The organism is Nocardioides pollutisoli (genome assembly GCF_040045055.1).
Lineage (GTDB): Bacteria > Actinomycetota > Actinomycetes > Propionibacteriales > Nocardioidaceae > Nocardioides > Nocardioides tweenelious.
In genome coordinates this window covers 2,291,961-2,316,967 of the sequence record NZ_JBDZDU010000001.1, presented here as the reverse complement: position 1 = coordinate 2,316,967, position 25,007 = coordinate 2,291,961, and the positions used below count along the sequence as shown (strand labels likewise).

Annotated in this window: 25 protein-coding genes; 12 read left to right on the top strand and 13 right to left on the bottom strand. The window is 71.2% G+C overall.

Translation table 11 applies throughout. The features are described from left to right. Window positions 1-22: 22 nt before the first annotated feature. Entirely contained in the window at window positions 23-802 is a 780-nt protein-coding gene (locus tag ABLE68_RS11280; RefSeq protein ID WP_348871417.1) for an SDR family NAD(P)-dependent oxidoreductase, read from the bottom strand. Further along, window positions 795-2,348, bottom strand: coding sequence for a molybdopterin-dependent oxidoreductase (locus ABLE68_RS11275; protein WP_348871416.1), 1,554 nt, complete (start codon window positions 2,346-2,348; stop codon window positions 795-797). The genes ABLE68_RS11280 and ABLE68_RS11275 overlap by 8 nt, the downstream gene beginning before the upstream one ends. Window positions 2,349-2,379: 31 nt before the next feature. Between ABLE68_RS11275 and ispF the strand changes: the two genes are divergently transcribed. Next, window positions 2,380-2,868, top strand: coding sequence for a 2-C-methyl-D-erythritol 2,4-cyclodiphosphate synthase (gene ispF, locus ABLE68_RS11270; RefSeq protein ID WP_348871415.1), 489 nt, complete (start codon window positions 2,380-2,382; stop codon window positions 2,866-2,868). Window positions 2,869-2,965: 97 nt separating this feature from the next. On the opposite strand, the gene nirD is transcribed toward ispF, so the two are convergent. Beyond that, window positions 2,966-3,334, bottom strand: a complete 369-nt coding sequence (gene nirD / locus ABLE68_RS11265) for a nitrite reductase small subunit NirD (protein WP_348871414.1) — start codon at window positions 3,332-3,334, stop codon at window positions 2,966-2,968. 96 nt (window positions 3,335-3,430) lie between these two features. Here nirD and ABLE68_RS11260 point away from each other — a divergent pair, with 96 nt between their 5' ends. Continuing rightward, on the top strand, window positions 3,431-4,114 hold the full coding sequence (locus ABLE68_RS11260) for an IspD/TarI family cytidylyltransferase (RefSeq protein ID WP_348871413.1): 684 nt from the start codon (window positions 3,431-3,433) through the stop codon (window positions 4,112-4,114). A gap of 53 nt (window positions 4,115-4,167) precedes the next feature. Here ABLE68_RS11260 and ABLE68_RS11255 read toward each other — a convergent pair whose 3' ends face one another. Next, complete coding sequence (locus ABLE68_RS11255; RefSeq protein WP_348871412.1) at window positions 4,168-4,719, bottom strand: 2-C-methyl-D-erythritol 4-phosphate cytidylyltransferase; 552 nt, start codon at window positions 4,717-4,719, stop codon at window positions 4,168-4,170. 81 nt (window positions 4,720-4,800) lie between these two features. After that, complete coding sequence (locus ABLE68_RS11250) at window positions 4,801-5,286, bottom strand: CarD family transcriptional regulator (RefSeq protein WP_348871411.1); 486 nt, start codon at window positions 5,284-5,286, stop codon at window positions 4,801-4,803. A 177-nt stretch (window positions 5,287-5,463) separates the two neighbouring features. Between ABLE68_RS11250 and ABLE68_RS11245 the strand changes: the two genes are divergently transcribed. From ABLE68_RS11245 to ABLE68_RS11235, 3 genes are all read left to right on the top strand, one after another. Then, window positions 5,464-6,291, top strand: coding sequence for a UbiA prenyltransferase family protein (locus ABLE68_RS11245; RefSeq protein ID WP_348871410.1), 828 nt, complete (start codon window positions 5,464-5,466; stop codon window positions 6,289-6,291). Window positions 6,292-6,359: 68 nt separating this feature from the next. Then, window positions 6,360-6,905: a hypothetical protein gene (locus tag ABLE68_RS11240; protein WP_348871409.1), complete on the top strand. Its 546-nt coding sequence runs from the start codon at window positions 6,360-6,362 to the stop codon at window positions 6,903-6,905. A gap of 1 nt (window position 6,906) precedes the next feature. After that, a complete protein-coding gene (locus tag ABLE68_RS11235; RefSeq protein WP_348871408.1) occupies window positions 6,907-7,650 on the top strand; it encodes a phosphoglyceromutase in 744 nt (247 codons plus the stop codon). An 89-nt stretch (window positions 7,651-7,739) separates the two neighbouring features. On the opposite strand, the gene phoU is transcribed toward ABLE68_RS11235, so the two are convergent. Then, the gene (gene phoU, locus ABLE68_RS11230; protein WP_348871407.1) at window positions 7,740-8,402 is read right to left on the bottom strand and encodes a phosphate signaling complex protein PhoU; all 663 of its coding nucleotides are present in this window, start codon (window positions 8,400-8,402) and stop codon (window positions 7,740-7,742) included. A gap of 120 nt (window positions 8,403-8,522) precedes the next feature. Here phoU and ABLE68_RS11225 point away from each other — a divergent pair, with 120 nt between their 5' ends. Together ABLE68_RS11225 and ABLE68_RS11220 are read left to right on the top strand one after the other, a co-directional pair. Then, entirely contained in the window at window positions 8,523-9,668 is a 1,146-nt protein-coding gene (locus tag ABLE68_RS11225; RefSeq protein ID WP_348871406.1) for a sensor histidine kinase, read from the top strand. Then, a complete protein-coding gene (locus tag ABLE68_RS11220; RefSeq protein ID WP_348871405.1) occupies window positions 9,665-10,342 on the top strand; it encodes a response regulator in 678 nt (225 codons plus the stop codon). Before ABLE68_RS11225 ends, ABLE68_RS11220 begins: the two co-directional genes overlap by 4 nt. A 142-nt stretch (window positions 10,343-10,484) precedes the next feature. On the opposite strand, the gene ABLE68_RS11215 is transcribed toward ABLE68_RS11220, so the two are convergent. Further along, window positions 10,485-11,645, bottom strand: a complete 1,161-nt coding sequence (locus tag ABLE68_RS11215) for a hypothetical protein (RefSeq protein WP_348871404.1) — start codon at window positions 11,643-11,645, stop codon at window positions 10,485-10,487. 102 nt (window positions 11,646-11,747) lie between these two features. On the opposite strand from ABLE68_RS11215, the gene ABLE68_RS11210 reads away from it, so the two are divergent. Further along, window positions 11,748-12,689, top strand: coding sequence for a DMT family transporter (locus ABLE68_RS11210; RefSeq protein ID WP_348871403.1), 942 nt, complete (start codon window positions 11,748-11,750; stop codon window positions 12,687-12,689). Window positions 12,690-12,707: 18 nt separating this feature from the next. Further along, window positions 12,708-13,061, top strand: coding sequence for a DUF1304 domain-containing protein (locus ABLE68_RS11205; protein WP_348871402.1), 354 nt, complete (start codon window positions 12,708-12,710; stop codon window positions 13,059-13,061). 137 nt (window positions 13,062-13,198) lie between these two features. On the opposite strand, the gene ABLE68_RS11200 is transcribed toward ABLE68_RS11205, so the two are convergent. The 3 genes from ABLE68_RS11200 to ABLE68_RS11190 are packed head-to-tail and all read right to left on the bottom strand — an operon-like array spanning window position 13,199 to window position 15,366. Continuing rightward, window positions 13,199-13,702: a type III secretion system chaperone family protein gene (locus ABLE68_RS11200; RefSeq protein WP_348871401.1), complete on the bottom strand. Its 504-nt coding sequence runs from the start codon at window positions 13,700-13,702 to the stop codon at window positions 13,199-13,201. Beyond that, window positions 13,699-14,958 (bottom strand): D-inositol-3-phosphate glycosyltransferase, encoded by a 1,260-nt coding sequence (mshA, locus tag ABLE68_RS11195; RefSeq protein WP_425475623.1) that lies wholly within the window; start codon window positions 14,956-14,958, stop codon window positions 13,699-13,701. The genes ABLE68_RS11200 and mshA overlap by 4 nt, the downstream gene beginning before the upstream one ends. Window positions 14,959-15,009: 51 nt before the next feature. Beyond that, window positions 15,010-15,366: a hypothetical protein gene (locus tag ABLE68_RS11190; protein ID WP_348871400.1), complete on the bottom strand. Its 357-nt coding sequence runs from the start codon at window positions 15,364-15,366 to the stop codon at window positions 15,010-15,012. A 70-nt stretch (window positions 15,367-15,436) separates the two neighbouring features. On the opposite strand from ABLE68_RS11190, the gene ABLE68_RS11185 reads away from it, so the two are divergent. Together ABLE68_RS11185 and ABLE68_RS11180 are read left to right on the top strand one after the other, a co-directional pair. After that, window positions 15,437-16,192 (top strand): SDR family oxidoreductase, encoded by a 756-nt coding sequence (locus tag ABLE68_RS11185; protein WP_348871399.1) that lies wholly within the window; start codon window positions 15,437-15,439, stop codon window positions 16,190-16,192. Window positions 16,193-16,220: 28 nt separating this feature from the next. Then, a complete protein-coding gene (locus tag ABLE68_RS11180) occupies window positions 16,221-16,910 on the top strand; it encodes an aspartate/glutamate racemase family protein (protein WP_348871398.1) in 690 nt (229 codons plus the stop codon). 7 nt (window positions 16,911-16,917) lie between these two features. Here the strand turns inward: ABLE68_RS11180 and ABLE68_RS11175 are convergent, their stop codons facing one another. From ABLE68_RS11175 to ABLE68_RS11165, 3 genes are all read right to left on the bottom strand, one after another. After that, complete coding sequence (locus ABLE68_RS11175; protein ID WP_348871397.1) at window positions 16,918-19,923, bottom strand: hypothetical protein; 3,006 nt, start codon at window positions 19,921-19,923, stop codon at window positions 16,918-16,920. A gap of 186 nt (window positions 19,924-20,109) precedes the next feature. Next, window positions 20,110-20,580, bottom strand: a complete 471-nt coding sequence (locus ABLE68_RS11170; RefSeq protein WP_348871396.1) for a PPOX class F420-dependent oxidoreductase — start codon at window positions 20,578-20,580, stop codon at window positions 20,110-20,112. Window positions 20,581-20,590: 10 nt separating this feature from the next. Continuing rightward, window positions 20,591-23,011, bottom strand: coding sequence for an NHL repeat-containing protein (locus ABLE68_RS11165; RefSeq protein WP_348871395.1), 2,421 nt, complete (start codon window positions 23,009-23,011; stop codon window positions 20,591-20,593). 103 nt (window positions 23,012-23,114) lie between these two features. Here ABLE68_RS11165 and typA point away from each other — a divergent pair, with 103 nt between their 5' ends. Continuing rightward, window positions 23,115-25,007, top strand: coding sequence for a translational GTPase TypA (gene typA, locus ABLE68_RS11160; RefSeq protein ID WP_348871394.1), 1,893 nt, complete (start codon window positions 23,115-23,117; stop codon window positions 25,005-25,007).

Sequence of the window (25,007 nt, the reverse complement as noted above, 5' to 3'; positions counted from 1 at the left end):
CCCACCATCGTCAGATCACGGGTCAGACGCCGTAGCCACCGTCCACGTCGAGCTTCTGGCCGGAGATGAAGCCGGCCCGCTCGGAGGCGAGGAAGCAGACCGCTTCGGCGATGTCGGTGGCGGTGCCGAAGCGACGCAGCGGGGTGTTGCGCCGGGTCACCGCGAGGGCCTCCTCGGAGAGCTCGCCGGAGTCGATCAGCCGGGCCGCCATCCCGTCGGTGAGCATGCCGGGACCGACGGCGTTGACGCGCACGCCGTACCGCCCCTCCTCGGCAGCGAGCGCCCGCACCATCGCCTCGACGGCGGCCTTCGGTGCGGACGAGAGCCCGTCGCGCACCGGGAAGCGGGTGGTGGCCGCGGTCGTCACGGCGACGATCGAACCCTCCTGCTCGCGCAGGTGCGGCAGGGCCGGGCGTACGACGGCGAAGAACCCGGCCGCGTCGGCGGTGAGCTGCGCGGCCATCGCCCCGGGCTCGACCGCGGAGAGGTGGGTCATCGGCACCGGTGGTCCCGCGGCGTAGACCAGCGTGTGCACGCCTCCGTGCAGCGCGACCACCTCGGCGATCGCGTGCGCCGCGTCGGCGCCGACCGACGGTGCGCCGAGGTCGAGGGAGTGCGAGGACGCGTGCACGCCCCAGCCGCGCGCCGACTCGACGACCGCGGCACCCGCCTCGGGCCGCGACCGGAAGGTCACGGCGACGTCGGAGCCGCGGCTGGCGAGCATCCGGGTGATCGCCAGGCCGAGACCTCCGCTGCCGCCGACGACCAGCGCCGCCCCTGTCAGTCCGCTGAAATCACCCATCGCTGGCCTCCGTCGCGTTGAAGCTGATCACGTGCAATCCCGTGGAGCCGTCGGGCAGGACGTCGCGCACGACGCTCGTCTGCACCTGCCCGGTCTTGTCGACGGCCCGGACCGCGAGCCGGTGGTGACCCGGCTCCACGTCGATGGTCGCGGCCCACTGCACCCAGGTGTCGGTGCTCGGCACGGTGCCGAGCTCGGCGGGTTGCCACGCACCACCGTCCACCTGGACCTGGACCGCCGAGATGCCGGTGTGCTGCATCCACGCGACCCCACCGACGCGGCCGCCGGTCGAGGCGATGTCGCCGCCGTCGCGCGGGACGTCGATCCGCGACGCCATCTTGACCGGGCCCTGCTCCGACCAGCCCCGGTCGGTCCAGTAGGCGCTGATGTCGGCGAAGCGGGTCACCTTCATCTCGACGACCCACTTGCAGGCCGAGACGTAGCCGTAGAGGCCGGGCACGATCGTGCGCACCGGGAAGCCGTGGTCGATCGGGAGCGGGTCGCCGTTCATGGCGATCGCGAGGATCGCGTCCCGGTCGTCGGTCAGCGCCGAGAGCGGCGTACCGCACGTCCAGCCGTCGTCCGACGTCTGCAGCACGGCGTCGGCACCGTCCTGGACGCCGGCCAGGCGCAGCAGGTCGGCGATCCGGACGCCGCTCCACCACGCGTTGCCGACGAGGTCGCCGTCCACCTCGTTGGAGACGCAGTTGAGCGTGACCCAGGCCTGCGTGACCTCGTGGTTGAGCAGGTCCTGGTAGGTCAGCGTGAGCTCGCGGTCGACCATGCCGTGGATGCGGAGCTGCCAGTTGGTCGGCTCGATGGCGGGGACGACGATCGCGGTGTCGACCCGGTAGAAGCTGTCGGCGCGGACCATCCACGGCGTGATGCCCTCGACCCCCACCCGCACACCGTCGGGCAGCACCGGCGTGGTGACGCCCGGCAGGCGGAGCAGGCGTCGCGCCTCCTCGACGTGCCGGCGGCTGCGACCGACCGCCCGACCGACGACGCCCAACGTGCCGGCGGCCGCGACCATGATGCCGGCGCGGATCAGGAACGCGCGTCTGTTGTGGTCGCCTGCCGTGTCGTCCGCGCCGGCCGCCTCGACCGCGAGCTCGTGGCGGTGCAACGGCTCGGTGAGCAGCGAGAGGCAGACCAGCCAGGTCGCGAAGCCCACCGCGACCGGCAGGATGTCGAGCGCCGTGGCGCCGCGCTGCGACCAGACCGCGATGCCACCGATCACGGCCAGGACGGCGAAGACGATCGTCGGCGCCCACCAGTTCCTGCGAGCCAGCCGCCCGGCCCACGCGAAGAGCAGGGCGCTGATGACGAATATCCCGATCAGCAGGAGCGGCTTGTCCTTGTGACCGACGATCCGGATGGCTCGCTCGGCGAGGCCCCCGGGCGTCAACCGGATCACCAGCTCGGCGACCGCGACGGTCGGGGAGTCCCGGATGGTCATCACCATCGCCACGAAGTAGCTCGCGGCCAGACCGGCGAACCCGGCGATCAGGCCGGCGACCGACCACGCGCCTCGGGAGTTCCTCACCCGGTGATTCTTGCTCAGGCATGATCAGGGCGTGCAGCAACTCCCTCGCATCGGCATCGGCACCGACGTCCACCGCCTCGTCGACGGCGTGCCGATGCACCTCGCCGGGCTCCACTGGCCGGACGAGCCGCAGGGCCTCGAGGGCCACTCCGACGCGGACGTCGCCGCCCACGCCGCCTGCGACGCACTGCTGTCCGCCGCCGGTCTCGGCGACCTCGGCTCCAACTTCGGCACGTCGGAGCCGGAGTGGGCCGGTGCCTCCGGAGCGGCCCTGCTGACAGAGACGGCGGCCCGTGTCCGGGCCGCGGGCTTCGAGATCGGCAACGTCGCCGTCCAGGTGATCGGCAACCGGCCGCGTCTCGGCGGCCGCCGGGCCGAGGCGGAAGGCGCGCTGAGTGCCGCGGTCGGCGCACCGGTCACGGTCTCGGCCACGACGACGGACGGGCTCGGCCTGACCGGCCGGGGCGAGGGCGTGGCCGCGATCGCGACGGCGCTGGTCGTGACCGTCAACGTGTCCTGAGCTGTTCCAGGTCTCGACACGCGCCGGTCGCGACTTCGTTCCTCAGCCCCGCGCGTCTTGCTCGACCACCATCAGCGGGATCGCTGTCGCGTCCCCGCTAGGCGGCGTCGGACTTCCGGTGGCCGACGAGGACCACTCCTTCGATCACTCGGACGTCGTACGCCGGCACCGAGACGTGGTCGTCGTCCAGACATCTGCCGCTGCGCAGGTCGAACGCGTGCTTGTGGCTGGGTGAGGCGACGAACGGCACGCCCTCGCGGGTGCCCACGATGCCCTTGGCCATCACCGACGCCTTGGCGAACGGGTCGTGGTTGCCGAGCGCGTAGACGTGGTCGTCCTGGGTGCGGAAGATCGCGATCGCCTGGCCGTGCACCAGCGCGGTCGCTCCGCGTTCCACCTCCAGCTCGACGATCCGGCACACCGGCTGCCACTCCTCGGTGCTGCTGCCGCGCGCGCTCGGCGTCATCGAGACCCCTTCCTGGTCCGACGAACCTAGGGGCGGTGCGTCAAGCACCTGTTTCGGCGTGTAACAGCCGTGAAAACACTTCCGTAGACTCCGCCCGTGCCCGCCGCCGTCGTGATCCTCGCTGCCGGCTCGGGCTCACGGGTCGGGGCGTCGACCAACAAGGTCCTGCTGCCGCTCGGCGACACCCCGGTCCTGGGCTGGTCGGTCCGCGACGCCCACGCCCTCCCCGACGTACGCCGCGTCCTCGTGGTGGTCCGCCCCGGTGAGCGCGACGCGGTCGCCGCGGTGCTCGCCCCGCACCTGGGCGACGGTGAGATCGGCATCGTCGAGGGCGGCACGACCCGGCACGCCTCGGAGTGGGCGGCCCTGCAGGCGCTCTCGCCCGAGATCGGCTCCGGTGCGGTCGACGTGGTCGCGATCCACGACGGCGCCCGGCCGCTCGCCGGGCGGGACCTCTTCGCCCGCACCATCGAGGCGGCCCGCGAGCGGGGCGGCGCGATCCCCGTCGTACCTCTCCAAGGTCTGCTGGCCCTCGACGGCCGCGCGCTGCCGCCCGAGCTGGACGGCGTCCAGACACCCCAGGCCTTCCGGGCGCCGGAGCTGCTCGCCGCCTACACCCGTGCCGACGCGGACGGCTTCGACGGCACCGACACCGCCGCCTGCCTGTCCCGCTACTCCGACCTCCCGGTGGTGGCCGTGCCGAGCACGCCCCGCAACCTCAAGATCACCTTCCCCGAGGACCTGGAGCTGGCGCTCACCCTCGCGCCGTCGCCGGGGTAGTCACGGACGATCGGACCCATTACTCACGAGTAGACGGGTCCGATCGTCCGTGACTACCCCGCCGTGAGGGCCTCCAGCACCGCCACGTCCTCGAGCGACCCGACCCGGCGCGCGGACGGCGGCGCCTCGACCAGCTCGACCGGGAACCGCGCACGCAGGGCGGCGACCAGCTCGACGAGGTCGGTGCTGGGGAGCCCGTCGAGGGCCGCCACCACGTCGGGCGGCAGCACGACCGGGGACGCGATCGAGACCAGTGCGTCGCGGTCGACGGTGGCGCCGACCAGGCCCTCCTCGACCACCTTGACGGTGTCGGTGACCGGGCGGACCCCCACGACCACGCAGGAGTGGTCGAGGGCGCGGGCGACGCAGTCGGCGATGAAGTCGGGGGGTGTCATCGGGCACAGGGAGTCGTGGACGACGAACGGCTCGCCCGACTCGACGAGCCCGGGCCACAGGGTCCCGGCGTCGACCGGGGTGACCTCGGCCTCGCCCAGGGACCAGACCGCGCAGGCGACCAGCGCCTCGCCGTGGATCAGCGCGAAGGGCAGCGAGCCGCGGTCCTGCTCGAGCACCGTGCCGAGGGACGGCGGGACGTCGTACTCCATCTGCTCAACCTACAAATCCGTCGGTCTCACCCGAAATGGAACGAGGCCCCCGGATCACTCCGGGGGCCTCGTGAAGAACGCTCAGGAAGCGAGGACCTCGTCGAGCAGGGCCTCGGCCTTGTCCTCGTTGGTGTGCTCGGCCAGGGCCAGCTCGGAGACGAGGATCTGGCGCGCCTTGGCCAGCATCCGCTTCTCGCCGGCGGACAGCCCGCGGTCGCGCTCGCGGCGCCACAGGTCGCGGACGACCTCCGACACCTTCATCACGTCGCCGCTGTGCAGCTTCTCGAGGTTGGCCTTGTAGCGGCGCGACCAGTTGGTCGGCTCCTCGACGTGAGCAGCACGGAGGACGTCGAACACACGATCGAGTCCGGCCTTGTCGACGACGTCGCGCACTCCGACGAGATCGAGGTTGCAGGCGGGCACTCGCACCACCAGGTCCTGCTGGGCGACGATCCGTAGTACGAGGTACTCCCGGTCCTCTCCCTTGATGGTCCGCATCTCGATGTCCTCGATGATCGCGGCCCCGTGGTTCGGGTAGACAACCGTTTCGCCGACGGTGAAAGTCATATGTGATGTACCCCTTCCTAGACCCCTATCTTAACACGCACTGAGAAACGTCCCGACAGCGTTTGCGCAGGTCAGGGCCACAATGCGGGCTTGACAGAACCCCATATCGTGTGGTGGTCGGCCCTCTCCGGGCGCGAACAGGCATAGGTTCGGCACTCCTGGTCGATACTGCGAGGTATGCCGCCGACCCTGCGCCGTCGTACGAAGGAAGCGGCCGCCGAGCCGGTCGCCGAGCCCGCTCCTGCGGCCCCTCCGGCGCCGCTCCCCGCGCCCCCACCCGTCGTCGAGCGCCGACGCACGCTCGCCCACACGACACCGGTGCTGCTGCTCCGTGCCGCTCACCCGCGCCAGGGAGCGCTCACCGCGGTCGGTCTCGCGATCGCTGCGGCGATCAGTGGCCGCCCCGGACGCGAGGTCGCTCTGGTGCTCGCGACCGTCCTCGTGGGCCAGGCGATCCTCGGCTGGCACAACGACCTCATCGACTGCCGCCGCGACCAGCGTCGGCTGCCGAGCGGCAAGCCGATCGCCGACGGCTACCTCGAGGCCGGCACCGCCTGGTTCGCGCTGATCTGTGCGGTGCTGCTGGTGGTCCCGCTCTCGGTCTCCAACGGCGTCACGGCCGGCTGCCTCTACCTTGCCTCGGTCGGCATCGGGCTGGTCGGCAACGTCGTCCTCCGCCGCGGGCTGCTGTCCTGGGTGACCTGGGCCGCGTCGTTCGCCCTGTACCCCGCGTTCCTGTCGTACGGCGGCTGGGGTGGCGCCGCGACCGGCAACCCGCCGCAGCCCGCGCTGGTCGTGCTGGCCGCCGCTGTCGGCGTCGGCGTCCACTTCCTGAGCGCCCTCCCGGGCCTGGTCGCCGACCACGAGGACGGCTACCGCCACCTCCCGCTGCGGCTCGCACTGAAGCTCGGCGCGACCCGGCTGCTAATCCTCGCGCTGCTCTGGACCGGGCTCGCCCTGGTCGCGATGCTGCTGGTCGGGAACGCCGTGGGTCTGAGCCAGTAATCCGGGCCGGCAGCAGGCCGCTAGGCTGTGGCCGCACCCGTCCTCGCCGACACGTGAAGGCCTTGAAGATGCACCTCCGCCAGTCCGTTCGCCTGCTCGCCGCCGCAGGAGCCCTCGTGCTCGCTACGCCGGTCCTCGCCTCCTGCGGGTTCAACTACGCGACCGACCGGGTCTACACCCCCGGGAGCGGCGTCAACGACCGCGACGCCTCCGTCGACGTGCTGAGCGCCGTGGTGGTGTCCGCGCAGTCGGGCTCCGGCACGTTCATCGCGTCGTTCGCCAACAACAACGCCGACGAGTCGGCCACGGTGACCTCGATCGTCGGCTCCGGAGACGACGCCGACCTCAAGGTCACGATGTCGGGTCCGATCGAGATCGCACCCCAGGGCCTGGTCAACCTGGCGACGGACGGCGGCGTACCGATCACGGGTGACCTCGAGGCGGGCCAGACGGTCTCCCTGACGATCACCTTCGGCGACGGCTCGAGCGTCGACATGACCCCGCCGGTCGTGGCCGACTGCGGCGACTACTCCGGCCTCGACACCAGCGCGACCGACACCCCCGCGAGCGACACGCCGTGCGAGGTCGAGAGCCCCGACGCCACCGAGGAATGACGTGACCTACACCCTCGTCCTGCTCCGCCACGGCGAGAGCGAGTGGAACGCCAAGAACCTCTTCACGGGCTGGGTCGACGTCCCGCTCAACGACAAGGGGCGGGCCGAGGGCGTGCGCGCCGGGGAGCTGCTCCGCGACGCAGGCGTCCTGCCGGACGTCGTACACACCTCGCTGCTGCGCCGCGCGATCAACACCGCCGCCACGGCCCTCGACGGCGCCGACCGCCACTGGATCCCGGTGCGTCGCTCGTGGCGCCTCAACGAGCGCCACTACGGCGCGCTCCAGGGGAAGAACAAGAAGGAGACCCTCGAGGCGTACGGCGAGGAGCAGTTCATGCTCTGGCGCCGTTCCTTCGACGTCCCGCCGCCGCCGCTGGACGACGACAGCGAGTTCTCCCAGGCCGGCCTGCCGCAGTACGCCGGCCTCGGTGACGAGCTCCCCCGCACCGAGTGCCTCAAGGACGTCATCGCGCGGTTCCTGCCCTACTGGGAGTCCTCGATCGTCCCGGACCTCAGGTCCGGACAGACGGTGCTCGTCGCCGCCCACGGCAACAGCCTGCGGGCGCTCGTGAAGCACCTCGACGGGATCAGCGACGAGGACATCGCCGCGCTCAACATCCCCACCGGCATGCCGCTGGTCTACGAGCTCGACGACGACCTGCAGCCGACCGTCAAGGGCGGCACCTACCTCGACCCGGAGGCCGCAGCGGCCGCAGCCGCGGCCGTCGCCAACCAGGGTCGCTGACCGTCCGTTTCGGGATAGTCACGGACGTTGTGGTGGTCCGACGGTCAATTCTGCAACCACACCGTCCGTGACTATCCCAACGACGGTCCTCAGGAGCTCGCGTCGACGGACCGCGGGTTCTCGCCGGTGACGACGAAGATGACCCGGTTGGCGACCGAGACGGCGTGGTCGGCGATCCGCTCGTAGTAGCGACCCAGCAGGGCGACGTCGACGGCCGCCTCGACGCCGTGGCTCCAGTCGGTGGAGAGCATGTCGGCGAAGCTGGACCGGCGCAGCTGGTCCATCTCCTCGTCGGCGTGCACGAGGGCCAGCGCCTCGTCGACGTCACGGTCGACGATGATCGTGGAGACCCGGCCGACCATCTCCTCGGCGACCTGGGCCATCCGCTCGATCGTGGGGCGCACCTCGTCCGGGACGGCGAGGTTGGGCACGCGGAGCCGCGCGATCTTGGCGACGTGGACCGAGAGGTCACCCATCCGCTCGAGCTCGCTCACCATGCGGAGCGCGGCGACGACGGTGCGCAGGTCGCTGGCGACCGGCTGCTGGAGCGACAGGAGCAGGAACGCGGAGTCCTCGACGCGCTCGCGCGCCCGGTCGATCTCGACGTCGGCGCTGATCACCTTCTCGGCGGTGGCCGCGTCTCCGGTGAGCAGGGCGTCGGTCGCGAGGCTGACTGCGGTCTCGACGCTGCGGCAGATGCCGGCGAGGTCGAGGAACATCGAGTCGAGCTGTTCGTGGAAGGCCTGTCGCATGACGCAGACCCTAGGCATCCTAGGTGTCCAGTCGGCGTTGGGACGTGAACGCGGGGTGAACGTTCAGAAGCCCCGGCCTCCGCGGCGAACTCCCGCTGAATTCGACCGTACGATTCAGATGTGGATGCGACGACGCAGGCGTTTCTCGCCGCGCTCATCGGCGCCGTCGTCGCCGGCGGTGCGGTGCTGGCGTGGCACATCAGCGACCGTCAGCAGCACAGCACCCCGGTCGTCGAGCAGCCCGTCGTACCCGCCGGAGTCGCCACCGTCCTCTCGGTCCTGCGCAGCAGCGCGGTCGTCGTCGACGACAGCGACGTCGTGCTCAAGGCCTCGGCGCCGGCGTACTCCATGGGCCTGGTGCGCGGCTCGTCGCTCGCGTCGCCCGAGCTCGCCGACCTGGTCCGCCAGGTGCGCCGCGACGGGCAGATCCGCGAGACCGAGCTGCTGATGGCCCGGCCGGGTTCCCCCTCGCGCCACGTCACCGCCCGCGTCGCCCCGCTGGGGGTCCGGCTGGTGCTCGCGCTGGTCGAGGACCGCACCCGCGAGCGCCGCGTCGAGGCCGTACGCCGCGACTTCGTCGCCAACGTCAGCCACGAGCTGAAGACCCCCGTCGGCGCGATCCGCCTGCTCGCCGAGGCGACCCACGACGCCGCGGACGACCCGGAGGCGATCAAGCGCTTCTCGGCGCGGATGCTCACCGAGAGCGACCGCCTCTCGCGACTCGTCCAGCAGGTCATCGAGCTCTCCCGGCTCCAGGGCGACGACCCTCTCGAGATGCCGGTCGCGGTCTCGATCGACGAGGTCATCTCGGTCGCCGTCGACACCAGCGCGATCGACGCGTCGTCCAAGCAGATCTCGGTCGTCACGAGCGGCACCCACGACCTCGAGGTGCTGGGCAACGAGGAGCAGGTGACCGCGGCCGTGGCCAACCTGGTCGCCAACGCCGTCTCCTACTCCGAGTGCGGCGCGACCGTGCTCGTCTCGACCAAGGCCGACGACGACTCCGTCGTCATCTCGGTGGTCGACCAGGGCATCGGCATCCCGCCCGACGAGATCGACCGGATCTTCGAGCGGTTCTACCGGGTCGACCCGGCCCGGCACCGCTCCACCGGTGGCACGGGCCTCGGCCTGTCCATCGTCAAGCACGTCGCTGCCACCCACGGTGGCGACGTCAACGTGTGGTCGGTGGAGGGACAAGGGTCTACGTTCACCTTGACCCTCCCCCGCTACATCTCGGCCCGAACGAACCAGGAGGCAGGCCGGTGACCCGCGTACTCGTTGTCGAGGACGAAGAGAGCTACAGCGACGCGCTCGCGTACATGCTGCGCAAGGAGGGCTACGAGGTCGCGATCGCGGCGGACGGCAACGCCGCGCTGGCCGAGTTCGACCGCAACGGCGCCGACATCGTCCTGCTCGACCTGATGCTGCCGGGCCTGCCCGGGACCGAGGTCTGCCGGCAGATCCGCCAGACGTCGAGCGTCCCCGTGATCATGGTGAGCGCCAAGGACGACGAGGTCGACAAGGTGGTCGGGCTCGAGCTCGGCGCCGACGACTACGTCACCAAGCCCTACTCCCCGCGCGAGCTGGTGGCCCGGATCCGGGCCGTGCTGCGACGCGGGCAGGAGCCCGACCTGGCGCCCCCGACCCTCGAGGCCGGCCCGGTGCGGATGGACGTCGAGCGCCACGTCGTCACGGTCGACGGCCAGGCCCAGAAGCTCCCGCTCAAGGAGTTCGAGCTGCTCGAGATGTTCCTGCGCAACCCCGGCCGGGTGCTCACCCGCGGCCAGCTGATCGACCGCGTCTGGGGCTCCGACTACGTCGGCGACACCAAGACCCTCGACGTACACGTCAAGCGGCTGCGCGCCAAGATCGAGCCCGACCCGGGCGAGCCGAAGTACCTCGTCACCGTGCGCGGGTTGGGCTACAAGCTGGACCTCTGATCCCACAGGGATCGGAGGCCAGCGCGCCGACGACCCAGCCACGCGCGAGGCACGAGCGCGGGGCGTGAGGGTCGTCGGATCGAGCAGGACCGCCGCTGAGGTACGAAGCGGCGACGGCCGTGTCGAGATCGATCTCTGAGGGTCAGCAGGTCTTCTGCGAGCGGGTCCCGCCGAGCGGGACGCACTGCGTGGTCCTCACCGGTACGCCGTGAGCACGGATCCTCCACGCGTCGGTGCGGGTGTTGAAGCCCGGCACCGCAACGGTGACGCGCAGCGTGTGCCCGGGCGTCAGCTTCGTGGCTGACCGGCCGAGCAGCTTCATCAGGTCGACCGGCCTGGTCAGGCTGCCGGCGGTCGAGGTCGGCTCGAAGCAGCCGCCGGAGCACGCGACCGTGACGGTGCCGAGGTAGCGCTGCTCGATGCCCGGCTCGTGCTCGATGGCGAAGTCGGGGAGCTGCTGGGTGGGCACCTTGCCGAGCGTCAGCCCGGTCAGCTTCGCGGGGTGGCCCTGCTTGCCCTTCCAGGTCGCCTTGACCTTGGTCGGGACGGTGGTGGCCTTCTGGTTCAGGCCCCACGGCGGGCTGGCGTTGACGATCCGGCCGTCGGCGCAGGTCACGTGCACCTTCGGCCAGTCGGACCCGGCGCCCTTGGCCGACAGCGTGTACGTGCCGGCCGGCAGGTGGTCCCAGACGACGCCACCGTCGGCCGAGGTCTCGGTGACGCTCTTGTCCGGGATCACCGACGAGTTGAAGTAGGTCCGCGTCCCGGCCTTCGGGCTGATCGACGCGGTCACGCCGGCGACGCCGTGCGCGCCCCAGGCGATGAACTGCTCGTAGCTCACACCACGGACGTGCTTGGTGCTCACCGTGGTGACGACGACGCACTGCTTCGGGTAGCCCGCGTCATCCGTCTCGACGCCGAGCACCAGTGCGAGCAGGCCCATCGTCCCGGTCGTGGGCGTCTGGAAGTTGACGTGGAGCAGGTCCTCGCCGTCGGTCGTGAAGGTCTGCAGGTAGATCGTGCCGTGGCCGTCCGCCGTGATGTACGGCGTCACCTTGGTGCCGTCCGGCACCTCCAGGGAGTAGGTCCCGTCGTCGGCGACCGTGGTGGTGAGGTCCGGGTCCTCGAGCACGTGGATGGTCGCGCCGGGCAGGACCGTCTCGACGTGGTCGAACTCGTACGCCGTACCGCTCATCGTGACGGTGCCGCGCTCGGCACTGGCGGTCGGCGTGCCTCCGGCGAGCGGCACCAGGGCCAGGGCGAGGGCGGAGACGACGATCGGGACGCGACTGCGGCGGGTCATGCGGGCAACCTACTGCTGCCGTTCGGGGGCGTGGCCCGATATCGCGCATGAAGGTCCGAAAACCGCATGTCGGACGTCGGCGGCGATCCCTAGGCTGACGTGGTGACGAGCACCACGACGCCCCCGACCGCTCCTGCAGCCGACACCACGCCCACCTGGCTGCCGGTGACGGCCGTGGCGATCACGCTGGTCTTCTGGGCGTCGGCGTTCGTGGCGATCCGCCACCTCGGCGAGGACTTCTCGCCGGGTGCGCTGTCGCTGGGCCGCACGCTGGTCGGGGCCCTGTGCCTCGGGGTGGTCGCGCTGGCGACCCAGGGCATCCCTCGTCCGACCGGACGTCAGTGGGTCTCGCTGATCACGATCGGCGTGCTCTGGTTCGGTGTCTACAACGTCGCCCTCAACGCCGGCGAGCGTCGCGTCGACGCCGGCACCGCGGCGATGCTGATCCAGGTCTCGCCGGTGCTCGTCGCGGTGCTCGCCGCGATCTTCCTGGACGAGCGGTTCACGATCTACATCGGCGTCGGCCTGGCGCTCGCGTTCACCGGCGTCGGCATCATCAGCCTGTCGTCGAACGAGTCCAGCAGCCACGACGTGCTCGGGGTCCTGCTCTGCCTGGTCTCGGCGGTCGTCTACTCCGTCAGCCTGATCCTGCAGAAGCCGCTCGTGGCCAAGCTGCCCGCGATCCAGGTGACCTGGCTGGCCTGCACCATCGGCGCCCTCGCGTGCCTGCCGTTCATCGGTCAGCTGGTCCACCAGACCCGCGACGCACCCACCTCGTCGGTGCTCTGGGTCGTCTACCTCGGCATCTTCCCGACGGCGATCGCGTTCACGACGTACGCCTATGCCCTCCAGCACATGCGCGCCAGCAACCTCGCGATCACGACCTACCTGGTCCCGCCGATCACGATCGTGATGGGCTTCCTCTTCCTCGACGAGGTGCCCCCGACGATGGCGTACGTCGGCGGCGCGCTCGCCCTCATCGGCGTGGCCGTCGCACGCCGCAAGCCACGCACCATCGCCGAAGAGGTCTCGCCGCCCGCCTGAGTGCGCCATGCTGCACGCATGGACGTCGTCGCCTACGTGCTCATCGGGCTGGTCGCCGCGCTGCACCTCTACTTCCTGGTGCTCGAGATGTTCCTCTGGACCAAGCCGCTCGGCATCAAGACCTTCGGCAACACCCCGGAGTTCGCCGAGGCGAGCAAGGTGCTCGCCGCCAACCAGGGCCTCTACAACGGGTTCCTCGTTGCCGGCCTGGTGTGGGCGATCGTCGACCAGCGCCTCGACGTCGCGGTGTTCTTCCTCGGCTGCGTGGTCGTCGCCGGGGTCTACGGCGCGATCACCGTCAGCCGCAGGATCCTCGTCGTCCAGGCCGTCCCGGCACTACTCGCCCTCGGCGCAGTCGCCCTCGCCTGGTGACCGCCCAGGTCGAATCGAGACTTCCGTTCGTCGAGTCGAGACTTCCGCGCGTTGAATCGGTAGTTCTGTCGCAGGCGTTGGTCAGAAGTCTCGACTCGACCGCCACAACTCTCGATTCGACCGACGGAAGTCTCGACTCAACCTTCTGACGGGTCGTCGCCGGACTCGAGCCAGCCGCGGAAGGCCTCGAGGTTGTGGGTCGGCTCGCCGCGGAGCTTGCGCCACTCCCACTCCTTGCGGATCGACGTCGCGAATCCGAGCTCGAGGATGGCGTTGAAGGACTCGTCGGCGTAGGTGAGGACCGAGCCGAGGATCCGGTCGAGCTCGTCGGGCGTGACCGCGGCGAGCGGGAGCCGGCCGTCGAGGTAGATGTCGCCGAGCCGGTCGACCGCGAAGGCCACGGCGTACATCTTCAGGTTGCGCTCGAGCAGCCAGCGGTAGACGCGCTCGTGGTTCTCGTCGGGCTTGCGGCAGACGAAGGCGTGCACGCCGAGGGCGTGCGGGCCGACGTCGAGGCGTACGGCGGTCTGGAGCTTCTTCTCCCCGGGCAGCGAGAACGAGAAGACGCCCTCGGAGAGCTCCTCGTAGTCGAGCTCGTTGGCGGTGAGGTGGTCACGGACCACCTGGCGGGGGTCGGTCATGCCACGGTCTCCCGGAGGTCGGCGCGGGCGCGCTGGTAGACCGCGAGCGTGCGCTCGGCGGTGAGGTCCCACGAGAACTGACGCGCCTGCTCGAGCGCACCGGCCCGGAGACGGACCCGCAGCTCGGGGTCGCGGATGACCCGGCCGAGTGCGTCGGCCCAGGCACCGGGCTCGTGCCCGTCGACGAGGAGCCCGCTGCGCCCGTCGCGGACGACGGTGGTCAGCCCACCGACGGCAGCGGCGACGACCGGGGTCCCGGTGGCCTGCGCCTCGGCGGCGACCAGCCCGAACGACTCGTTGTAGGAGGGGACGGCGACCAGCGTGGCCGCCGAGCACCAGCGGGCGAGCTCGTCCTGGGCGACCGGCGGCACGAACCGCACCACGTCGTCGAGGCCGAGCTCGGTGGACAGCTGGGCGAGCGACTCGGGGTGCTCGAGCCCGCTGCCGGACGGGCCGCCGACGATCGGCACGACCAGCCGGGAGCGCAGCGCGGAATCACGCCTGAGCAGCTCGGCGACCGCGTGGAGCAGCACGTCGGGCGCCTTGAGGGGCTGGATCCGACCGGCGAAGAGCAGCACGGCGGCGTCGGCGGGCAGGCCCAGCTCGGCGCGGACGACGGCCTGGTCGTGCGGCCGGAAGACCTCCAGGTCGACCCCCGGATGGACCACCTCGACGCGCGCCGGCTCGGCGTCGTACAGGTTGATCAGCTGCTTGGCCTCGAGATCGGTGTTGGCGATCAGCATGTCCGCGGCCTCGACGACCTGCTCCTCGCCGATGATCCGGGCGGACGGCTCGGGACAGTCACCCGCCGCGAGTGCGGCGTTCTTGACCTTCGCCATCGTGTGCATGGAGTGGATCAGCGGGACTCCCCAGCGGTCCCGCGCGAGGGCGCCGACCTGGCCGGAGAGCCAGTAGTGGGAGTGCACGACGTCGTAGTGCCCCACGGGCTGCAGCGCCTCGGCGCGCAGCACCTCGCGGGCGAAGACGCAGAGCTGGCCCGGGAGCTCGCTCTTGCTCAGGCCCTCGAAGGGGCCGGCGTGGATGTGGCGCACCGTGATGCCGGGGCCGGCGTCCACGGCGGACGCGAGGGTGGAGCTCGTGGCGCGGGTGAAGATGTCGACCTCGACGCCCTGCGCGGCCATGCGGCGGGCCAGCTCGATGACGTAGACGTTCATGCCGCCCGCGTCACCCGTGCCCGGCTGGTCCAGCGGGGAGGTGTGCAGGCTGACCATCGCCACACGTCGGATGGGGTCCACGTCGTCCTCTCGCTGTCGGTCCAACCCGTCGTAACAACCGACGGAGGGCCATCATTCCCGCGCGTGCGACCCGACGGACGGACGACGCCGGGCGAGGACCACCACGGACACGACCGCGGCCACCGCTCCGGCGAGCGCGTCGACGCCGGTGCCGCCGGACCCACCGCCGAGCAGGGCGAGCAGCGACCACACCAGCGCCGCGAAGCAGAGGGCGACGACGACCCGCAGCCAGGTCGCGCTCCGGCTCACCAGCGCTGCCCCTGCGCCCACCACCGCGACCGCGAGCAGGACGACGCCCAGCCACCCGACGAGGTCGGCAGCGCCGGCGCGGTCGGTCTGGTCCAGGACGTAGGCGGCGAGCCAGGCCAGACCACCCAGCAGTCCCGCAGCAGCTGCACCCGTGCGCATCGCTCACTCCTCCTCGGCCGAGACCCGGGGACGACACCCGACAACGACGTGTCAGTGTGCCATCGGCACAATGTCAGGTGTGACCTCGGACCGTACAGCCGTCGTGACCGGTGCCAGCAGTGGCATCGGCGCCGCCACCGCCCGCACGCTCGCCGCCGCGGGCTTCCACGTCTTCTGCGCCGCGCGCCGGGAGGACCGGATCACCGAGCTCGCCGCCGAGATCGGGGGTACGCCGGTCGTCTGCGACGTCACGTCCGCGGACTCGGTCGCCGCCCTGGCCGACGCGGTCGGGACTCGCCTCGACGTGCTCGTCAACAACGCCGGTGGCGCCTTCGGCGCCGGACCGGTGTCGGAGGCGGACACCGATGCGTGGCGCCGGACTTACGACGTGAACGTGATCGGCCTGATGCAGGTGACCCGGGCGCTGCTGCCGGCGCTGCTCGCCAGCAATGCGGGCGTCATCCTCAACGTCGGCTCGACCGCTGGGCGGGTCGCCTACGAGGGCGGTGCCGGCTACACCGCCGCCAAGCACGGCACCAAGGTGGTCAACGAGACGCTGCGGCTCGAGCTGTGGGACCAGCCGGTGCGGGTCATGGAGATCGCGCCCGGCATGGTCAAGACGGACGAGTTCGCGCTGGTGCGCTTCGACGGCGACCAGGACAAGGCCGACGCGGTGTACGCCGGGGTCGCGGAGCCGCTCAGCGCGGAGGACGTCGCCGAGACGATCGGCTGGATGGTCACCCGCCCGGCACACGTGAGCATCGACGAGCTGGTGATCCGGCCGCGGGCACAGGCTGCCCAGCACAAGGTCCACCGCGTCCTCTGACCCGGGTCTTCTGACAGACTCAGCGACCATGCAGACGATCGGACTCGTCGGCGGGATGAGCTGGGAGAGCAGCGCCGCCTACTACCAGGACCTCAACCAGGGCGTCGAGCAGCGGATCGGTGGCCTCGCCTCGGCCAAGACCGTGATGACGTCGGTCGACTTCGCGCAGGTGACCGCGCTGCAGGCCGAGGAGCGCTGGGACGAGGTGGCGACGATCCTGGTCGACGCCGCCCGTGGCGTGGAGGCCGCCGGCGCGGACTTCCTGATGCTCTGCACGACGACCTTCCACCGGGTGGCCGACCAGGTCGCCGACGCGGTCGACATCCCGCTCCTGCACCTGGCCGACGTCGTCGCCGAGGCCTGCAAGGCCGAGCGGCTCGAGTCGGTCGGCTTCCTCGGTACGACGTTCGCGATGTCGCGCTCGTTCTTCACCGACCGGATCGCCGCGCACGGCCTGACCGTCCACGTGCCCGACGTGCGCCACCACGAGACGCTCAACGCCGTGATCTACGACGAGCTCGTCCACGGCAAGGTGCTCGACTCCTCGCGGCGGACCGTCGTGTCGCTGATCGACGAGCTCTGGGACGCCGGCGCGGGCGGGGTCATCCTCGGCTGCACCGAGCTCGAGCTGCTGATCCGGCAGGCCGACGCCGACATCCCGGTCTTCCCCTGCACCACGCTGCACGTCGCGGCCGCGCTCGACCGCGCGCTCGCCTGACGAACCGTCAGGCGCGCTGGTCGACGATGATCGTGTCGTCGTAGGTGGCGCCGCCGCCGTTGAAGCGGACGTAGACGGTGGAGGGCAAGGACACGCCCACGATCGAGCGGGCCTGCCAGGCGTAGGTGCACCCGGCCGACAGCGTGCGGGTCTCCTTGACCCCGAAGCCCGCGTCGTTCGAGATGTCGACGGTCGTGGCGCCGGCCGGCGCCCGGATCGTCAGCTGCACCGACGGGCTGGTGGTCACGTCGGCATCGTTGTTGATGACGACGCCGACCTCGGCGCCACAGGGGTTGCCCCCCGCACCAGCGGTGGGCGTCGCGGAGGCGGAGGTGGCCGACGAGGTGCCGATCGAGTTCGTCGCCGTCACGGTGCAGGCCACCGCGGTGCCGACGTCGGTCGCGACCACGGCGTACGACGCTCCCGTGGCGCCGTCGATGGTCGTCCCGTTGCGCCGCCAGGAGTAGGTGTAGGTGTTGCCGCTGCCCGTCCAGGTCCCCTGCGAGCAGCTGAGCGAGGTCCCGACCACAGCGGTGCCGCTCAGCGTCGGCAGCGCCGTGTTGAGGGGACCGCCGTTGCTGGCAGCGCCGGTGACCGCCGTGCTGCTCGCCGTGCCGTTGCCGTAGCCGTTGGTCGCGACCACCGTGCAGACCAGGCTGGTCCCGACATCGGTCGCGGAGACCGTGTACGTCGACGCCGTGGCACCGCCGATCACGGTCCCGCTGCGGCGCCACACGTAGCCGTAGGTGATCGTCGGCTCGCCGGACCAGCTGCCGGTGCTGCAGGTGAGCTGCTGGCCGACCACCGGGCTGCCGCTCACGGCCGGCAGGGCGGTGTTCTGCGGCGCGTGCCCGGACGGCCCACCGACGGTCACGGCCGCGGAGACCGCCACGGTGCTGCCACCCGCTGCGAACGTCGCCGTGACCGCGCACGTGAGGGACGACCCGGTGTCGGAGGAGACCACGAGGTAGGTGTTGCCGCCAGCGCCGGCGATCGGCGTGTTGTTGCGCTGCCAGCTGTAGCTGTAGCCGATCCCGAGACCCGTCCAGCTGCCCTGGCTGCACGACAGCGTCTGGCCGATGGCGACGGTCCCCGTGATGACGGGCGCCGCGGTGTTGACCGGTCCTGACCCGCCGCCACTGCCGGGGTTGATCGTCACGGGGGCGGAGGTCGCCGTGGTGCTGCCGCCCGCCGAGATCGCGGTCACGGCACAGGTGATCGCCGCGCCCACGTCGCCCGACGTCGGGACGTAGGTGTTCGCGGTGGCCCCGGGGATCGTCGTGCCGTTCCGCTTCCACACGTAGCCGTAGCTGATCCCGGAGCCGGACCAGCTGCCCGAGCTGCAGCTCAGCGCCTGGCCGGGCGAGGCCGTCCCGGAGATCGCCGGGGGCACGGCATTCGTCGGGGCGGACCCGCCGCCACCGCCGCCGCCCCCACCGCTGCCGATCGTGACGCCGGCCGAGGTCGCCGATGCGTTGCCCGAGGAGTTGGTGGCCGTCACCGTGCAGGTGAGCGTGGTGGCGTTGTCCGCGGCGACGACGGTGTACGTCGCTGTCGTCGCGGTCGCGATCGCCGTGCCGTTGCGCTTCCAGGCATAGCTGTACGTCGGGGCGGACCCGGTCCAGGTGCCGGTGCCGCACGTGAGCACGGAGCCCACGGCACTGCCTCCGGTGATCGCAGGAGCGACCGTGTTGACGGGAGCACCGGAGCCACCGCCACCACCGCCCCCACCGCTGCCGGTGACGGTCACCGCGGTCGACGTCGCGGTCGCCTTGCCCGCCGTGGTCGTCGCGGTCACCGCACAGGTGACCTGGGCCCCCGAGTCGGCGGCGACGAGCACGTAGGTCTCCGCGGTGGCCGACGCGATCGGCGCGCCCGCGCGGTTCCACTGGTAGGTGTAGGTGATCCCGCTGCCCGACCACATGCCGCGACCACAGGTCAGGGACTGCCCCACGGTCGGGGTGCCGGAGATGCTGGGCGGCAGCACGTTCGAGGGGGCGGTGCCGCAGGTGACGAACTCGCCGCACTCGCCGCCGCCTCCACCACCGGAGCCGCCACCGGAGCCGCCACCGCCGCCGCCACCACCCGAGCCGCCGCCGGAGCCGCCGCCACCCTTGCCGCCACCGCAGTTCCAGTCGTCGCCCTTGCAGTCACCACCGCCGCCACCACCGCTGCCCCCGACGTTCTTGGCCCAGTGGGTGTAGCCGCCGGTGTCCCAGCGCTGCACCCGGCCGTTGTTGGTGTCGGCGATGAAGAGGTTGCCCGACAGCGACCCCCCGTCCTGGTCGTGCTGGGCGACCGCGGTCGGCGTGTTCAGCCGGCCCGCCTGTCGGCTGGCCCGCGGCGGGTGGCCGAGCGTGCGGTAGACGGAGTAGTCGTTGTTGGTGTCGAGGAGGTAGACCGCGTTGTTGGCGATGTCGGTCACCGTCAGCTGGCCGTAGCGGTCGATGGCGAGACCGGCCGGCTTCGGCCGCTGCCCGCCGTACGGCCGCTTGATCGCGACGACGCGCGCCGGTCGGGAGGAGTTCTTGATGCCCTTGGCCCGGTAGGCGAGCACCTTGCCGTCGTCGATCATGGCGACGTAGACCGTCGCGGGATGTCCGCCCTGCGCGTCGCCGTAGGTGATGCCCCGGGCATGGCCGCCGGGCAGGTCCACGGTCGCGACCAGGCCGCCGCCCCGGCTGTAGACCGACATCGTGCCCACGCACCGGTCGGCCACCCAGATCTTGCCGCCGCCGAAGGTGATCCCGCCGTACTTCGAGGCCGGGAGGCCGCTGTCGCAGCTGATCTGCGGGTCGTGGTCGAAGCTGTCGACGACCTTGCCGCGCTTGCTCAGCACCGACACCCCGGTCTCGTGGTCGACGAGCACGTGGTCGTCCCCGGTCACGAAGATGCCGTCGACGGGCTCGTCGGTGTCCAGGGAGACGGGAGCCTTCTTGGCCCCGCTCGCGGAGATCCGGACCAGCTTGCCTCCGCTGGCGAACCCGACGTACGACATGCCTGTAGACGTCACGCCGATCGCGGTCGGACCGTCGGAGGTAGATGCAGCCTGGGCGGACTCAGCGGTCGCCACACTCACCACAGACCCGAGTCCAGCAACGATCATGGCAAGGCTGATGAGGCGGCCCAGGGGGGCGAAGCCGCTCACGTCTTGAGGGTAACTTGAGATTCGGGACGCGACTGCCGGATGGCGAGCGGACTAGGCCGGTGCTCGATCCGGCGGGAAGCCGCCCGTCGCGACCGGACCCCAGGACTCGACGGTGATCCGGATGAGGGACTTGCCCTGGCGCCGCATCGCCTGGCGGTACTCGTCCCAGTCGGGGTGCTCGCCCGAGATGCAGCGGAAGTACTCGACGAGCCCGTCCTCGGCCTCCTGGGTCGGCATGTCGAGGACCTCGGCGGTCCCGTCGACCTGGACCCACGCGTCGTCCCACTCGTCGGAGAGCACCAGCACCGACGCGGCCGGCCGGCGGCGCAGGTTGGTCGCCTTGGCGCGGTCGGGGTAGGTCGAGATCACGATCCGGCCGGTGTCGTCGACACCCCCGCTCACCGGGGAGAGCTGGGGTCGGCCGTCGGCGCGGGTCGTCACGAGGACGAGGTGGTGGCGCGAGCGGACGAAGTCGAGCAGCTGGTCGCGCTCGACACGGTCGTTGGTGGCGATCCGAGGCATGCCACCCAAACTACAAGCGCAGGCGGTACCAGCTGCTGGCGTTGCCGGCCCGGTCGTAGACCCGCACCCAGCGCAGCTGGGTGCTGTCGGCGTTGTCGACGGTCCTGCCCCAGCGGACGGTGCGGGTGTGGCCGCGGGTCTTGCCGACCTTGACCCGGTCCAACCCGGTGCCCCGGTCGGAGGCCTTGATGGAGAGCACCCACGCCCACTTCGGCCTGCTCCAGTGGGCGACGACCTTCTTCAGCTTCGGCGGGTGGGTGTCGAGCACGATCTTGCCGGTCAGGGCTACACCGGTCGCTCCGGGGAAGCGGACGTGGACGACCTTGGGCTTGTTGCTCGAGCTCTTCGGCAGGGTCCACCTGTAGCCGCAGGACGACGACAGCGGGCGGGTGTCGGCGTCCTTGAAGCTCGCGTCGTTGGAGATCGTCACCGCGGTCGCGGTCTTCGGTGCCCGGATCTTGAGGACGACGTAGGGGTCGCGCGCGTACTTCGCACCACCGTCGATGCTCACGCCGACCTTGCCCGTGCAGGTCGTCTTGATGCCGCCCCCACCACCCGAGCCGCCGCCGGACCCGCCCCCGCCACCGGAGCCGGCCGAGCCGTGCGGGGTGACCGGCTTGGAGGTCGCGGTGTCGGTGCCGCCGGGGTTGGTGCCGGTCACGACGCAGGTCAGCTCGGCGCCCTTGTCGTCACCGAGCACCTCGTACTGGTCCTTCTCCGATCCCCCGATCCCCACCCCGTCGCGCTGCCAGACGTAGGTGAAGGTCGGGGCGTTCTCCCACAGGCCCGGGTCGCAGTAGAGGACGGCACCGACCGCGGCCCGGCCGACGATCTCGGGGCGTCGCTGGTTCAGCGGGGCGTCGATGCCGCCACCACCGCCATCACCACCGCCACCACCACCACTGCCGCTGCCCGCCTGCGCGACCACCGGGTCGCTCAACGCGGCCTTGCCGGTGCCGTGGGCGTTGACGGCGGCGACCCGGCAGGTGATCTGGTGGGAGATGTCGCTGTCGGTGACGAGGAACTCGCGCGCGTTCGTCCCGGGGAGCAGCTGCCCGTCGCGCAGCCAGCCCCAGAGGTAGTCCGTCGGGTCCTTGTCGGTCCAGCTGCCGGTGGTGCAGCGCACGACCGACCCGGACCTGACGCTGCCCTGGATGGCCGGCTTCTCGAGGATGTACGGCGGTGAGCTCGGCCCCGGGATCGCGAAGACCTCCGAGGTCGCCGGCGCGCTCGAGGCGCCGTCCGCCGTGTACGCGACGACGACGCAGCTCAGCTCGCTGCCGACGTCGGCGGGCTTCACCGTGTAGGTCGTCTCAGCGGACCCGACCGGGACGCCGTCGCGCAGCCAGGACACGGCGTACGACGACGGCGAGCCGTCCCAGGTGCCGGTGTCGCAGGTCAGCTCGCTGCCGACAGCCCTGCGCCCGGTGATCTCCGGCACGGTCACGTTGACCGGGCCGGTCGGGTCGCCCGGCGCCATCGCGTCGGTCATCCAGTCGGTGGTGCCGATGTGGTCCCAGTGCTGGATCCGCCCGTTGCCGGAGTCGGCGACCCAGAAACCGAGCTTGAAGCTGCCGTTAGCGTTGGCGAACGCCGCAGGGTGGTCGAGGAAGCCGCGGTCGGACGCCGGGTCGGGCGGGTGGCCGAGGGTCCGGTAGTACCAGTAGTCCTCGGGGCCGTTGTAGAAGTGCACCGCGTTGTTCTCGACGTCGACGACGGCGAGCTGGCCCTTCTCGTCGGCGGCGAGCGCACCGGGCTCGGGGTCGCGGTAGCCCTCGAACTGCTTGACGACCAGCGTGCGCACGGGATCCGGGTCCGAACGCAGGCTGCTCGCGTTGTACATGTAGACCTTCCCGGAGTCCGGGACGGACACGTACATCCGGGCCGGCAGCTTCTTGACCGCCGGCGCGAGGGCGATGCCGCGCGGGTAGTCCGATCCGGGCAGGTCGATCGTCGCCTTGAGGTCACCGCCCTTGCCGTAGATGCCGACCGTCGCGCGGCACCGCCCGGCGACGTAGACCGCGTCGTCGGTGACCTCGATCCCGCCGTAGCGGCTCGGGTCGTGGGCACGGTCGACGGGGCAGGCGCCGCCCGGGTCGTGGTCGAAGTGGGTCAGCAGGGTGCCGTCGGCGTCGAGCTCGGAGATGCTCGCGCCGTAGTCGACCCAGATGTCGCCGTCCGGGTCGACCGCGAGCGCGTCCACCGGGTCGTCGCGGTCGAGCGGGACCGACCCGCCCGGATCGCCGTTCGGCTTCAGCCGCAGCAGCCGCCCGCCGGTCGCGAACCCGACGTACGACGTGCCGTTGGCGGCGACCGCGACCGCGATCGGCCGCCCGGTGCTGACGGCCGGCGAGGGTGCCGCGGGCAGCACGACCATGCCCGCGACGGCCACCGCCGTCGTGAGCGCAGCACGAAAAGCGTGGCCCCCCACCCGCTCAGAATATCGCCGATGACAGGCGTGCGGGCGACAACGACTAGACTCGACGAGGCCGTTTTCGGCCCCACGAACCCCACTGAACGGACGCCGTACCGCCATGTCTGGAACCACCACTCGCACCGACCTGCGCAACGTCGCGATCGTCGCCCACGTCGACCACGGCAAGACGACCCTCGTCGACGCGATGCTCCGCCAGGCAGGCGCCTTCACGGCCCACCAGGCCGAGAGCGTCGCCGAGCGGGTCATGGACTCCGGTGACCTCGAGCGCGAGAAGGGCATCACCATCCTCGCGAAGAACACCGCCGTGCACTACGCCGGTCCGGCCGGTGGCGGCCAGCCGATGGTCATCAACATCATCGACACCCCGGGTCACGCCGACTTCGGTGGCGAGGTCGAGCGCGGCCTGTCCATGGTCGACGGCATCGTGCTGCTCGTCGACGCGTCGGAGGGCCCGCTGCCGCAGACGCGCTTCGTGCTGCGCAAGGCGCTCAACGCCGACATGCCCGTGATCCTGGTCGTCAACAAGACCGACCGTGGCGATGCCCGCATCGCCGAGGTCGTCGACGAGACCTACGAGCTCTTCATGGACCTGCTCGACGAGAGCCACAGCCAGGACGCGCTGGACTTCCCGGTCGTCTACGCGTCGGGCCGCGCCGGCGTCGCCGCGCTCGAGGCCCCCGCGAACGGCGAGCTGCCGGACTCCCCGGACCTCGAGCCGCTCTTCAAGACGATCCTCGAGACGATCCCGGCCCCGACGTACACCGAGGGCGCTCCGCTGCAGGCCCACGTCACCAACCTCGACTCCTCGCCGTTCCTCGGCCGGCTCGCGCTGGTCCGGGTCCACGAGGGCACCCTGAAGAAGGGTCAGCAGGTCGCGTGGATGAAGCGCGACGGCACGGTCAAGAACGTCAAGGTCACCGAGCTCCTCGTCACCGAGGGCCTCGAGCGCCAGCCCGGCGAGTCCGCCGGTCCCGGTGACATCGTCGCCATCGCGGGCATCCCGGACATCACCATCGGCGAGACCCTCGCCGACCCGGAGAACCCGGTCGCCCTGCCGCTCATCCACGTCGACGAGCCCGCGATCTCGATGACCATCGGCACCAACACCTCGCCGCTCGTCGGTCGGGTCAAGGGCTCGAAGGTCACGGCGCGTCTGGTGAAGGACCGCCTCGACTCCGAACTGGTCGGCAACGTGTCGCTGCGGATCCTCCCGACCGAGCGCCCCGACGCGTGGGAGGTCCAGGGCCGCGGTGAGCTGGCGCTGGCGATCCTGGTCGAGCAGATGCGTCGCGAGGGCTTCGAGCTGACGGTCGGCAAGCCGCAGGTGGTCACCAAGGAGATCGACGGCAAGGTCCACGAGCCGGTCGAGCGCCTGACGATCGACGCGCCGGAGGAGTACCTCGGCGCCATCACCGAGCTGCTCGCCACCCGCAAGGGCCGCATGGAGCAGATGACCAACCACGGCACCGGCTGGGTGCGGATGGAGTTCCTGGTCCCGGCGCGCGGCCTGATCGGCTTCCGCACCGAGTTCCTCACCGACACCCGCGGCACCGGCATCGCCCACCACATCTCCGAGGGCTACGAGCCGTGGGCCGGCGAGATCCGCTCGCGCAACAACGGCTCGCTCGTCGCGGACCGCAAGGGCGCGGCCACGGCGTACGCCATGACCTCGCTGCAGGAGCGCGGCGTGATGTTCGTGGACCCGACCACCGAGGTCTACGAGGGCATGATCGTCGGCGAGAACTCCCGCGCCGACGACATGGACGTCAACATCACCAAGGAGAAGCAGCAGACCAACATCCGGTCCGCCACCTCCGACAACTTCGAGAAGCTCATCCCGCCGAAGAAGCTCTCGCTCGAGCAGTGCCTGGAGTTCTGCCGCGACGACGAGTGCGTCGAGGTCACGCCCGACTCGGTCCGGATCCGCAAGGTGATCCTCGACCAGAACGAGCGGGCCAAGATCGCCTCGCGGGCTCGGAAGTCCAAGTAG